Annotated in this window: 8 protein-coding genes; 5 read left to right on the top strand and 3 right to left on the bottom strand. The window is 69.6% G+C overall.

From position 1 onward, the window contains the following. Positions 1 to 74 precede the first annotated feature (74 nt). Positions 75 to 1,124, top strand: coding sequence for a LacI family DNA-binding transcriptional regulator (locus tag ACIOHC_RS34790; protein WP_351074180.1), 1,050 nt, complete (start codon positions 75 to 77; stop codon positions 1,122 to 1,124). A gap of 7 nt (positions 1,125 to 1,131) precedes the next feature. Here ACIOHC_RS34790 and ACIOHC_RS34785 read toward each other — a convergent pair whose 3' ends face one another. Beyond that, positions 1,132 to 2,766 carry an amidohydrolase gene (locus ACIOHC_RS34785; RefSeq protein ID WP_351074207.1) on the bottom strand — a complete coding sequence of 545 codons (1,635 nt, stop codon included), beginning with the start codon at positions 2,764 to 2,766 and terminating at the stop codon, positions 1,132 to 1,134. 323 nt (positions 2,767 to 3,089) lie between these two features. On the opposite strand from ACIOHC_RS34785, the gene ACIOHC_RS34780 reads away from it, so the two are divergent. The 4 genes from ACIOHC_RS34780 (at position 3,090) to ACIOHC_RS34765 (ending at position 10,045) form a co-directional block, all read left to right on the top strand. Beyond that, positions 3,090 to 3,371, top strand: coding sequence for a hypothetical protein (locus ACIOHC_RS34780; RefSeq protein ID WP_351074209.1), 282 nt, complete (start codon positions 3,090 to 3,092; stop codon positions 3,369 to 3,371). Between the two features lie 24 nt (positions 3,372 to 3,395). Beyond that, a complete protein-coding gene (locus tag ACIOHC_RS34775) occupies positions 3,396 to 4,898 on the top strand; it encodes a carboxylesterase/lipase family protein (protein WP_401845414.1) in 1,503 nt (500 codons plus the stop codon). Positions 4,899 to 5,199: 301 nt separating this feature from the next. Further along, entirely contained in the window at positions 5,200 to 6,228 is a 1,029-nt protein-coding gene (locus tag ACIOHC_RS34770) for a helix-turn-helix domain-containing protein (protein ID WP_351074182.1), read from the top strand. Positions 6,229 to 6,655: 427 nt separating this feature from the next. Then, positions 6,656 to 10,045, top strand: a complete 3,390-nt coding sequence (locus ACIOHC_RS34765; protein WP_401845411.1) for a S8 family peptidase — start codon at positions 6,656 to 6,658, stop codon at positions 10,043 to 10,045. A 423-nt stretch (positions 10,046 to 10,468) separates the two neighbouring features. Here ACIOHC_RS34765 and ACIOHC_RS34760 read toward each other — a convergent pair whose 3' ends face one another. After that, complete coding sequence (locus ACIOHC_RS34760) at positions 10,469 to 11,977, bottom strand: long-chain fatty acid--CoA ligase (RefSeq protein ID WP_365691302.1); 1,509 nt, start codon at positions 11,975 to 11,977, stop codon at positions 10,469 to 10,471. 35 nt (positions 11,978 to 12,012) lie between these two features. Next, positions 12,013 to 12,732, bottom strand: coding sequence for a TauD/TfdA family dioxygenase (locus ACIOHC_RS34755; RefSeq protein ID WP_401845409.1), 720 nt, complete (start codon positions 12,730 to 12,732; stop codon positions 12,013 to 12,015). Between the last annotated feature and the right edge of the window lie 253 nt (positions 12,733 to 12,985).

Here is a 12,985-nt window from a genome sequence, read left to right as displayed (position 1 = left end):
GATGCGGGAACGTTCCCGCGCAAGACTTTGCGGGAACGGTTTTGCTGAGGTCGCGAGGGTGGCAGCATCAGTGCATGACCTCAGCTCCCCGACACGGTGGCCACACTCCGCGGACTGCGCCGCCCCGCGTCCGTCTCGTCGATGTCGCCCGCGAGGCGGGCCTCTCCAAGACCACCGTCTCGGCGGCTCTCAACGGCACGGGACGGCTCTCCCCGGCCGTGCGGGAGAAGGCCAGGGAGACCGCGCGCAGGATGGGATACCGGCCCAACGCCACCGCCCGGCAGCTACGTGCGGGGCGGGCCCGGCTGATCGGGTACGTCGTGGGGGAGTTCGCAGGGACCCCGTGGACGTATCTGGATTCGCCGTACTTCGCCCAGCTGACCAGCGCCACGGCGGCCTCGGCGCTCAAACGCGGATACGCACTGGTCATGCTGCCCGCGGGATCGCTGCACAGCGAGTGGGCCGACCTGCCGCTCGAAGCGGTGATAGTCGCCGATCCGGTTGCCGACGACCGGGTGGTGGAGGATCTGCTTGCCGCCCGTATCCCCGTCTTCAGCGACGGATCGGTGGACGGCAGACCTGGAGCGCACTGGGTGGACGTCGATGCCGAGGAGGCGGTCCGCGGAACCCTGGAGCATCTGGGATCGCAGGGTGCGCGGCGGACGGCGCTCGTGCTGCCCGACAGCACCACCCGCTTCCACCGGGGGGTTCTGGCCGCCTACCGGGGCTGGTGTGCCGCACGCGGCCACACGGCCCGGGTGACCTTCGCCGCCGACGCCGGCAACGGCCCCGTGGTCCGGGCCGTGGACAGCGCGCTGACCGCTGCCGAGCGGCCCGACGCCCTCTTCGTGGTGGCGGAGCTGAGCCCGCCGCTCGTCCTGGAGGCGGCACGCCGCCACGGCTACGACGTACCCGGCGACCTTCTCGTGGTGTGCGTGAGCGAGGACGACACGGCCGAGCACACCGAACCTCCGATCTCGACGCTGAGCCTTCAGCCCCGGAAGGTCGCCGAGGCCGGGATCGAACTCCTCGTCGCCGCCCTGGAGAACGGCGACGAAGGGCTCTCGGGCGTGCTCGTGCCGACGCGCCTGCTGGTCCGGGAGTCCTCGCGACGGCCGTCCTGAGCCGTCCTCAGGCGGAGTGCACCAGCGTGCCGCCCACGTAGGTGCGCAGGACCCGGGCCTCGGCGATCTCCTCCGGGGGCAGCGTGAAGATGTCCCGGTCCAGCACCACCAGGTCGGCCAGGTTGCCCGGGAGCAGACTGCCGGTGTCGTCGTGCCCGTTCACATGCGCCGAGCCGGCGGTGTAGGCGGCGACCGCGGTGGCGAGGTCGAGGCGCTGCTCCGGGAGGAAGACCCGCCCGTCGGTGGCCCCCGGCTCCGTCCGGTTCACCGCGACATGGATTCCGGCGATCGGATCGGGGCTGCTCACGGGCCAGTCGCTGCCTGCGGCCAGGGTGGCTCCAGCGCGCAGGAGGGAGCCGAACGGGTACTGCCAGGAAGCCCGTTCGGGTCCGAGGAAGGGGATCGTCAGCTCGTCCATCTGGGGTTCGTGTGCGGCCCAGAGCGGCTGGATGTTGGCGATGGCGCCGAGCCGTGCGAAGCGAGTCAGATCGTCGGGGTGGACCACCTGGAGGTGGGCGAGATGGTGGCGGTTGCCACGCCGCCCATGGGCCTCGACGGCTGCCTCGACCGCGTCCAGGGCCTCGCGCACCGCCCGGTCGCCGAGCGCGTGGAAGTGGACCTGGAAGTCGTGGGCGTCGAGCTCGGTGACGTACGAGCGAAGGGCGACGGGGTCGACGAAGCTCAGACCCGAGTTGGCGGTGGCACAGCCGCAGCCGTCGAGGTAGGGGGTGGTCATGGCCGCCGTGAAGTTCTCGGCGATGCCGTCCTGCATGATCTTCACCGCACGGGCCCGGAACCGTCCGTGGCTCAACTTCTGCCGCTGGGACAGCAGTTCGGGGATCTGCTCGGCCCCCCGCTCGCGGTCCCACCACAGCGCCCCGGTCACCCGGGCGGTGAGCGTGCCTTCACGGGCGGCCGTCAGATAGGCGTCGGACGGGTCCGGATTGCCGCCGAACACCCCCAGCAGGGCGTCCTGCCAGCCGGTGACGCCGAGGGAATGCAGCAGTTTCTGGGCCCGCAGCAGACCGGCGAGGCGGTCCGCCGGCGTGCTCGGCGGCACGATCCGGGAGACCAGGGCAGTGGCGCCCTCCTGCAGCATTCCGCTCGGGGTGCCGTCCGGCTCGCGCTCGATCCGGCCGTCGGAAGGATCGGCGGATTCCCTTGTGACACCGGCCAGTTCGAGCGCACGGGTGTTGGCCCAGGCGCCGTGGTGGTCGCGGTTGGTCAGAAGGACGGGGCGGTCCGGGATCACCGAGTCGAGGAGTTGCCGGGTGGGCAGTCCGCCGTCGAAGCTCTCCATGGACCAGCCGCCGCCCGTGATCCACGAGTGGTCCGGGTGTGCGTCGGCGTAGGAGCGTATGCGGGTGAGGTAGTCCTCGACGCCCACCGTGCCGGTCAGATCGCACTCGGCCAGTTCCCTCCCGCCGAACACGGCGTGGATGTGGGAGTCCTGGAAACCGGGGAGGAGCAACTTGTCCTGGAGGTCGATGACTTCGGTGTCCGGGCCGATCAGTTCACGCACTTCGTCATGGCCGACGGCGGTGATGCGCTCCCCGGTGACGGCCAGGCTGCTCGCCCGGGTGCGCGCGGGATCGCCGGTGTGGATGGGGCCACGGGTGAAGATCAGATCGGGTTTGGCCATGAGGTGCTCCGAGGCGGGAGGGAGGGTGCGTCGAACGGTCATGCAACCGAGGTTTCCGTCTTCATGTCAATGCTGTTGTCGTAAGGTGCGTTCAGTGAGGGGCTTCCGCGGAGTGGCGGGGCGCATGCGGCCGCGGGGTGCCGTGCTGTCGGAGCGACTGATCGTCAAGGACGGTCCTCGGGGTGGTCGTGCGGCGCTACCGCCCCTTCATCGATGGGGGCCGGTCGATCTCTTATGACAACACCATTGACGTCATATTCCCCAAACGGTCTGATAGTGGTACTTGGGAGGCTCGTTCCTCCGTAATCCGAAGGAGCCGCTTCATGGGTCCTCTCATCTCACCCTGGGGCGACACGAGCACCGGCTTCTGCGTGATCTTCGGTACGCGTCACCGCGGGAAGGCCGCTTACGCCGCCGACTGCACCGGACTCGGCTTCGGTGTCACGCGCTTCGGCGCCGACGCCACGGCGCTGTTCCACGATGGGTGTATCGCCGTCGCATCCGTCACCGCCGGACGCACGGCCGAGGACGCGAAGGTCCCGGCGCGTACCCGCCACTATCGCGTACCCGCCACCGCATCGCGCACCAAGTGCTTCGCCCACTGACCGACCCCCTCGGAGGGGACCCGCATGACGGAAGACATCATCCGCACCAGCCACGGACCGGTGCGTGGCGAACGGACCGGGACAGGCGTCCGCTTCCTCGGCATTCCCTACGCCCGGCCGCCGATCGGACCGTTGCGCTTCGCCGCGCCCGTCCCCCCGGAACCGTGGGCCGAGGTCCTCGACGCCCGCGTGTACGGACCCACCGCGCAGCGCCGTCCGTTCGCCGAGACAACCACCATCCCCGAGCCCTGCGTACCCGGCGAATCCACCCTGAACCTCAATGTGTTCACCCCGGTCGGCGCCGCCGGGCAGGCCGGCCTCCCCGTCCTGGTGCGGATCCACGGCGGCGGCTTCGTCGCGGGCTGCTCGGCCAGCCCCTGGTACGACGGCACCGCCTTCAACCGCGACGGAGTGGTCCTGGTACCACTCGGCTACCGGCTCGGCATCGAGGGCTTCCTGCATTTGGAGGACTCGCCCGACAACCGCGGGGTGCTCGACTGGATCGCTGCCCTGCGGTGGGTGCGGGAGAACATCGCCGCCTTCGGCGGGGACCCGGACAAGGTGACCGTCGCCGGGCAGTCGGCAGGCGGCGGTGCGGTCCAGACACTCCTGGCCACGCCGGCCGCGGCAGGCCTGTTCCGGGCAGCGATCTCGGCTTCGGGCGCGGTCATGCGGCCGCAGGGCCCCGAGTTCGCGGCGACCGTCTCCGAGTTCTTCACCGCGCGCACCGGAGTGCCCGCCACGGCCGCGGCGCTCCGGGGCCTGACGGACGAAGAGATCCTCGCCCTCCAGGACGAGCTGCACGCCCCCGGTTCCGATCGCGATGCCCTTCCGATGTTGGTTCTCGCCCCCTTCGCCGACGGAGCGCTGATCCCCGAACCCGTACCGGACGCACTCATCGTCGGTGCGGCGGGCCAGGACATCCCGCTGATGACCGGCTGCACTGCGCACGAGTTCAACGCAGTCGCGGAGGGCGAGACCGGTCGGACCCTCACCGACGAGATCTTCCGCGCACCCGTCCTTGCCCTCGCCGAGTCCCGTGCGAGCCGCGATCTCCCCACGTGGATCTACCAGTTCGATTGGACCGTGATCGCACCCGCGTTCGAGGGCCTTGCCCGCCACTGCATCGACCTACCCTTCGCCTTCGACCTTCTGGGCGCCGAAGGGGTCGACAAGGCGTTGGGGGAGGCGCCCCCCAGCACCTCGCCGACGCCGTGCACACGGCCTGGGTCGCCTTCGTCCGCGACCTCGACCCCGGCGCTGACTGGCCCCCCCCTACTCCACGGAGCGGCGCGAGACACGCATCTGGAACACCGAGTCCCGCACGGAGCGCGACCCGCTCCGCTCCGTACGGAAGACCTGGCTGGGTACGGAGACCTGACCACGGTTGCCGCCCCCCGTCGTCGACGGCCCGGCGTGTCCTCCTCCAAGACTGCCGGGCCACGGCGTAGGCGGGGTGGCGGCCGGGCCCCCGAAGCGGACCGCCCGCCCGCGGGTGAGAGCGTCCTCGGAGCCGAGCAGCGCTAGGAGGAAGGCGGTGCCGGACGTCGCGGCCTCGGTGGGGGAGCGAGCCCGTCCTGCCGCTGAACAGTAGGAGTCCGCGCGGCCGGTGCCAGGTTCGCGGGCGAGGGCACCATCAGGACCTCGCGCACGTCGACTTTCGAGCAGGTTGGAGCCCGGGTGATCGGCATCGTGGCGGGGTGCCGAACCAGGCACACAGCCAATGGCGCCAACCTGACAGAGGGATAGGGTTCGGCTGAGAAGAATCCGCTCGGTGCACGGGAACTGCGCCAGGGCCGGACACGGTGGCCGCCTGAGGAGGAACCGGATGCTGCAGGCGCTGGGATTGGGCCCGGCCGAAGAGGCCATATACACGGCACTGCTGGCCCGCCCGACAGCCTCCGCGCAGGACCTCGCCCGACAGACCGGACTCGTGAAGACCGAGACCACCCGCATCCTGCTTGACCTGACGGCACGTGGCCTGGTGGCGATCGCCGACGAGGCCGGGAGCGGGGCACCCGACTCGGCTGACCGTGAGGCCGGTCGTCGGCCCGCCCGCTACCGGCTCACACCCCCCTCAGTGGCTCTGGCCCCGTTCCTCGTCGAGCAGCGCAACGCACTGCACCGGGCGGAGACCGCGTTCTCGATGCTGACCGAGCAGTACCGCAGTACCGCCGCACACCCTGCGGGCAGTGTCGTGGAGGTGGTCGTCGGCGTGGAGCAGGTCGCACACCGGTTCCACCAACTGCAGCGCGGCGCCCAGCAGGAGTTGCTGGTCTTCCTCGTCGGCGCGCCCATCGCGGTGCCGCGCGAGGACGCCGACATGTCGGAGAGTTCCGCGTTGGACCGCGGAGTCGACTTCCGCGTCGTGGCTGCCAAGGACTATCTCGACGGTCCCGGCATGGCGCAGGACGCACGGGCGGGCATCACCGCGGGCATCGAGCTTCGCCTGGTCGACTCGCTGCCGCTGAAGATGCTCGTGTCGGACCGGGAGCGCGCCATGGTGCCACTGGACATGGCGGACTCCGGTGGCGAGCCCAGCGCGATCGTGGTGCACCGCAGCGGCCTGCTGACGGCCCTGGTCCATCTGTTCGAGAAGGAATGGTCCCAGGCCCGGCCGCTGTACACCACCGCCACGGGTGTGCGTGCGGAGCCGGCAGGTGATCAGCAGCCAACCGAGGGGGAGCTGGAGGTTCTTGCTTTGCTGCTGGCAGGGATCTCCGACCGGCGGGCGGCCTCCCAACTCGGCCTGTCCATACGTACCGTGGAGCGGCGGACCCGCCGTCTGATGGATCTGGCCGGAGCGGATTCGCGCCTGCAGCTCGGATGGCACGCCGCACGTGCGGGCTGGCTTTGACTTCCTCCTCGGCCCGAGGGCCGGGGAGCCTTTGTCTGTTGACGGTCGCCGGACGAGGGCGGCCGCCAACTCCTGGCGGGTTACTGCTTCACGCCGATGGGGCGTCATTTCCGGCTGAAGGCATGCATCGGTGCGGCGGGCGGGTACGACGACGGCGAGCCCGCTGACGACGCCGGCGACCGGTTGGTGGTGACCTCGGCGGGGTGCAGGGCGCGGGCGGGCCGGCCGTCCCCGACCGGGATCGCCGTCCCGGCCGGGCGTACCCCACCCGTCAGGTCCGAACTCCCACCGAGCCGATGGAAGTGACCGCGTGACGGAAATCCGCCATGCGGGAAACCCGTCACGCACGGCATCCCCACTCAATCCACATGTCTGCCAGGCTGCAGCCGCAGTTCGGCATATGTTCATGGCTCAAATAGGGAGATTCATGCGTTCCATAACGCGTATGGCCTTGGGCACGGCGACCGCCGCCGTCCTGGCCGTCACCGCGGTCGCGCCTTCCGGGGCGGCGGATACGCCGCCTGACGGTGCCTCGGGGAAGAGGCCCATCGTCGGCAGCAAGACCGCGGCAACGGGCCGCAAGCAGGTGTCGGTCACGCTCGTCACCGGCGACAAGGTGCTGGTTGCCACGGATGCGTCGGGCCGCGGCTCTGCGGCCGTGCTGCCTCGCGAGGACGGCACGCAGCCTATGGTCCAGACCTATCAGAGAGGCAAGGACCTCTACGTCTATCCCGAGGGCGCCTCCCAGGCGATCGCCGAGGGCAAGGTCGACGAGCAGCTGTTCAACGTGACCGGGCTCATCCGCCAGGGATACGACGACGCGCACACCGACACGCTGCCGCTCATCGCCACCTACCGGAATGGTGTGAACGTTGCCGACAGCGCGCCGGTGGCCCCTCGCGGGTCCGAGCGGGGCCTGAGCCTCCCGGCTGTGGACGGCGTCGCGCTGAGGGCCGGCAAGGGCACCGCTGCCGCCTTCTGGCAGGACATCACCAGCACCCGCTCGCGTTCTGGCTCCACGCTGAAGAAGCTGTGGCTGGACGGCAAGGTCGAGGCCACACTGGACCGGTCCACCGCGCAGGTGCACGCGCCGGAGGCCTGGGCGGCCGGCTACGACGGCAAGGGCACCAAGGTCGCCGTGCTGGACACGGGCGTGGACGCCGAGCACCCGGACCTGGTGAACCGGGTCGCCGCGTCCAAGAACTTCACGGATTCCAAGACCACCGACGACCGGGTGGGCCACGGCACCCACACCGCCTCCACGGTCGGCGGGTCCGGAGCGGCGAGTGACGGCCGGAAGAAGGGCGTCGCCCCCGGTTCCTCCCTCCTCGTCGGCAAGGTCCTCAACGACGCAGGCTACGGCCTGGACTCCTGGATCATCGCGGGTATGCAGTGGGCCGTCGACCAGAAGGCCGACGTCGTCTCCATGAGCCTGGGCAACCCCGCGATCGGCGACTGCGCCGACCCGATGGCCCAGGCCACGCAGGAGCTGTCGAAGAACAAGCACACCCTGTTCGTCGTCGCCGCCGGCAACTCCGGCCCGGGTGCCGAGACCGTCTCCTCGCCCGGGTGTGTGCCCGGCGTGCTGACCGTGGGCGCCGTCGACCGCGACGACACCACCGCGCAGTTCTCCAGCCGCGGTCCGGTGGCCGTCACCCACACTCTCAAGCCCGAGATCGCCGCCCCCGGCGTCGACATCTCGGCGGCCAGTGCGGGCGGCCGCGGCGTCTATGCCTACCGGACGATGTCGGGCACCTCCATGGCAACCCCGCACGTCGCGGGCGCTGCGGCCGTCGTCCGCCAGGCGCACCCGGACTGGACCGCGCAGCAGGTCAAGGCTGCCCTGGTCTCCTCCGCCCGCACCGGCGGCAAGGTCGCCGGCGCCGACCAGACCGGCGGTGGGGTGCTTGACGTGTTCGGCGCGGTGAACCAGAAGGCGCTCTCCGCGCCGGCTGTCCAGGCCGGCAGCTACAACTGGCCGCAGGACGCGTCGGACCGCACCATCGTGCAGGTGCCCTTCACCAACACCAGCGACAGCGACCTGACGCTTCATCTGAAGCTCAGCGGTGTACACGGCAACGACGGCAGCGACGTCACCTCCGGAATCATCAAGCCGCAGGAGAACAAGGTGACGGTCCCGGCGGGGGCCACCGCTCAGGTGCCGCTGCAGATCGACCCCACCGCCCGTCTGAAGCCCGCCCAGTACGGTGCGGTCACCGGCCGGATCCTGGCCACCGGCGGCGATGTGCACGTCTCCGTGCCCGTCACCCTCTACGTCCAGCCGGAGACGGTCACCCTTCGGGTCAAGGTCGTCGACCGCAACGGCAAGCCCGCGACCGGCTCCTCCTCCCTGGACGTCGCCAGCCTCGACTCCGACGAGGGCGAGCGCCGTACCAACGCGGGTGCGCCCGAGCAGACCTACCGTGTGCGCCCGGGCGACTACGCCCTCAGCAGCTTCGTGGCGACGCCCGATGCGAGCAACACGCCCGAATCGGTCAGCTACCTCGCCCACCCGCAGCTGCGGATCACCAAGGACACCACCGTCGTCCTCGACGCCCGCAAGGCCCACCAGCTGAGCCTGCACACCAACCGCCCCTCGACGCTGCAGGGCACCACGTTGAACTACGCCCGCACGTGGGACGACACCTGGCAGCTCAGCGGAACACTCATGGCCGGCGGCGCCGTGCAGAAGTTCTACGCACACATCGACGGGCGCGCTCAGAAGGGCACCTTCGAGTTCCGGCCCACCTGGCGCGCGACCGGTTCCGAGGACGGCTCGTCCTACGTCTACAACCTGTCGTTCCCGACCGAGGGCCCGCTGCACTCCGACCAGGCCTACCGGCCGAATGACGCCCGGCTGGCCCAGGTCACCGAGACGTGGCATGCCATGGGCAAGGAGGCCGACTACATCGACGCGCTGTTCCTCCGTCCCTCCGGGAGCAGCGGCACCCAGATCCCCGTGAGCCTGTACCAGACGGTCCACGCGCCTGGCGCCCGCACCGCCTACTACACGACCGGTGACGACGCCTGGTCCCACGGCGCGATGACCAGCTTCCCGTTTGCCGCGTTCATGTCGGACCACGATCGCACCTACCGGGCCGGGCAGCGGAGCGCCGAGGAGTGGTACCGCGGCCCCCTGCGGCCCGCCGCGGCGCGCGACGCCGACGGCAACCTGATGCTGGCCGCCGAGCGACAGGGCAACCTGATCGGCATCCAGAACGCCCTCTGGGTCGACGGCTCCGGCGACCACTGGACCTACGGCGGTTCCTTCGGCGACATCGGCAACCTGACGCTGAAGCGCAATGGTGAGCAGATCGGCCGGCTCGCCTACCCCTACGGCGTGTTCGAGGTGGCCGACGAGGACTCCGCGTACGAGCTCACCCAGCACTTGGAGAAGATCTACTCCGGGGACCGCAACTGGCTGCGTTCCACCGCTGCCGACACCACCTGGAGCTTCCGCTCGCACCGGGAGCCGGACGTCTACTCGCGCGGCCTGCCGATCCTCCACCCGGCGTACGACCTGCCGGTGGACGGCATGAACACCCTGCCCGCGCGGAGCGGCATCAAGGTCGGCCTGTCGGTCGAGGGCCACGCCGGGTACACCCCGGGCGCGATCACGGCGGCCTCGCTGTCCTACTCCTACGACGGCGGCACCACCTGGACCCAGGCGCCGACCAAGCTGCAGAACGGCAAGTGGACGGCCGTCCTCGACCACACCGGAGCCTCCGGCAAGCAGGTCACGATGAAGGCCACCTTCACCGACGCCAACGGCAACGCGGTCACCCAGACCATCACCCGCGCCTACGACGTCCGGTAGCCACACGGTACGGGCCGGGCGGTCTCCCGCAACAGGGGCCCGCTCGGCCACCCGCCTGTTGCCCCACCCGTGATCACCACGGGTGGGGCAACCGCGCTCGAAGAGCTGGGACGCGTGGTCCGAACGACCCTCGCCTGCAACTGCCCGGTCGGGCCTGGACCTGCGCACGGAGACCCATGGCGGGCTTCAGGTCGTAAAGGACTGGAACCGCGTGAACACCGTGCCGCACCACGGCAAGGACGGTGCACGGACCGGACCTGACAAGGAGCACGCCGAGACCGGCATGCCGGCTCCCTGTCTTCTCCCCGGCGGATGCATCACGTCAGGCGGCTGCCACACCGTCGACCACAAGCCCCACCGAGCTGCGCACGCCGCTACGCACGCAGCGTGTTCCCGTGGTTGGCACCGTCGAACCGGATCGGTTCAGTCCGTGGAGGACTTCTTCTCGACGACGATCTCCCGCTTGAGGATCTTGCCCGTTGCTCCCCTGGGGAGCGAGTCGGTGAATGTGACGATCCGCGGATACTTGTACGCCGCCACTCGTTGTTTGACATGGTCGCGTATCTCATCGGCCGTGATCCGGGCACCGTCCCGGAGGGTCACGACGGCGGCTATCTCCTCTCCGTGGGTCTCGTGCGGTACACCGACTACGGCGGCCTCGGCGACGGCCGGGTGTTCGTAGAGCACCTCCTCGATCTCACGTGGGTAGACGTTGTATCCGCCGCGGATGATGAGGTCCTTCTTCCGGTCGACGACGAAGTAGTAGCCGTCCTCGTCGGCACGGGCCAGGTCGCCGCTGTGGAACCATCCGTCCCGAATGGCATCCGCGGTCGCATCCGGACGATTCCAGTAGCCCTTCATCACGTTGTCGCCGCGGATTGCGATCTCACCCACCTCGCCCGGGCCCACCGAGGTGCCGTCGTCCGCCACGACCTTGAGCTCGACCCCGCGGATCGGGAGGCCGATCGAGCCGGCCTTGCGTGGCCTGTCCGGGGGGTTGAACGACGCGACAGGCGAAGTCTCCGACAGCCCGTAGCCCTCCAGCACCGTGACACCGAATGCCTGTTCGAAATCGTGCAGTACCTCGACCGGCAAGGAAGCACCGCCGGAAACGGCCAGGCGCAGCCGTGAGAGGTCGTAGCCGTCGGGGACCTGGGTGTGGAGCAGGGCTGTGTACATCGTGGGGACGCCCAGAAAGATGGTGGCCCCGTCGTGATGCATGATCTCCAGCGCCTTGGCGGGCGCGAACCGCGGCAGCAAGGTCAGAGTGGCGCCCGCGGCGACGGCGGTGTTGAGAGCACAGGTCTGCCCGAAGGCGTGGAACAGCGGCAGGCCCCCGAAAAGTACATCGTCCGGCCTGACGTGGAGCAGCGTCGCGGTCGTGGTGGCCGCGTTGGTCATCAGGTTGCGGTGGGTCAGCTCGGAGCCCTTCGGGGTTCCTGTCGTGCCGGACGTGTAGAGGATCACGGCAGTGTCGTCCTCGGCCCGATCGGCGACGCGGGGCATCGGTTCGGTGGCCCGCACCTGGGTGTCGAACTCCGTCGAGTCGGTGACCAGACAGTCGGCCCCGACTTCCGCCGCGGCCTTTGCGACCTGATCCGCGCACTGCGGAAGTGTCACCACGATGCGCGATCCGGAATCTCGGAGAGCGAAGGCTATTTCACGGGCCTTCAGCAGCGGATTCATCGGTACCACCACGCCACCGCAGCGGAGGATGCCGTAGTACGCGACCGGGAAACTGGTGGCGTTGGGCATGACCAATGCGACGCGGTCGCCCGGCCGGACGCCCTTGGTCTGCTGCAACAGTGTGGCGAACCGGGCGCTCCTGTCGTCCAGTTGGACATACGTGAGGGAGATCTCGTCGTGGCGAACGGCGACGCGGTCGCCGTCGGTTCTGGCGGATTCGGTCAGGAGCGTGGCGAGGTTGTTCATTCGGGTTCCTCCTCGATCTGGGTCTGCGGCGGTCATCATTGATGCCGCCAGGCGCCGAGGCCCACGGAGTTCTGTGTCGCGATCACGTCGCGGGGGGCAACCCCGCCGCGATCGGGACCGCCGCCGGTGCTCTGCGGATCTCCCCAGAAGTCGGGCGGCAGGTCGCGTCCCTGCCGATGGCCGGCCACAGCGCCGTGCCAGACGGCGTTGTAGACCGCTGCCGAGCTGACGACGGAGGTCTGTGCGCCGGCGCGGGCCGCTCGCAGGTACAACAGCCCGAGGGCATCGGATCCGTCGGTGTGGAACGGCAGCCTCGCTCTGGTCTGGTATCCGCGCGTTCCCGGGTCGGCAAGGCTACGGCCGGTGTCCCGTGAGTGGCCCAGCATGTGGCCCGATGCGTTCTGCGACACCGGAACGCCCAGATGCCGGCCCACTCCCCAGAATATGGCGCCCGCCTCTGCCAGGCTGTATGGCTCGACCGGAATACGTTTGACGAGCACGAATCCGCGTCCGTTCTCCAGTATGTCGGCGATGCGCTCCAGCTCGCCGGCCAGGGTCGGCAGCGGAAAGTCGTCGGCGGTCGTCTTCAGCAGCGGAAGGCCCCGCGTACGCACCGCGCGAAGGGTCACCTCGAGTCCGTCGATCTGTGCCGGCGAGAGCCGCAGGACCCATTCATCGGAGTCCGCCAGGTCCGGACCCGCCCACACGGCCGGCCCGGTGCAGGGCCGACGCAGCACGTTGACCACGCGCGTCATGGTGACCTCCCTCTGGTCGTACATTTCTCTTCGATCTCGTGTGCAGCTCATTGCCGGCCGGAACGGAAAATGCGCGTACGGTCTTCCTTCCTTGTGGAATATTTCTGACGGTTTCGGTGTGTGTCATTTCCTCGAATGTATTGATCTGCAGGAAATTCCGTGCCGCCCTTCCAGGGCTGGTCGGCAGCTGAACTTGTTTGCGATGGTGTTCTCCGCTCGATTTCCGATCGGCCGGGACACCGAACCCAGGCGG

It is taken from the genome of Streptomyces sp. NPDC088252 (assembly GCF_044740965.1).
Classification (GTDB): domain Bacteria; phylum Actinomycetota; class Actinomycetes; order Streptomycetales; family Streptomycetaceae; genus Streptomyces.
The sequence above is the reverse complement of the archived record's forward strand: the minus strand, read 5'-3'. Positions and strand labels throughout refer to the sequence as shown.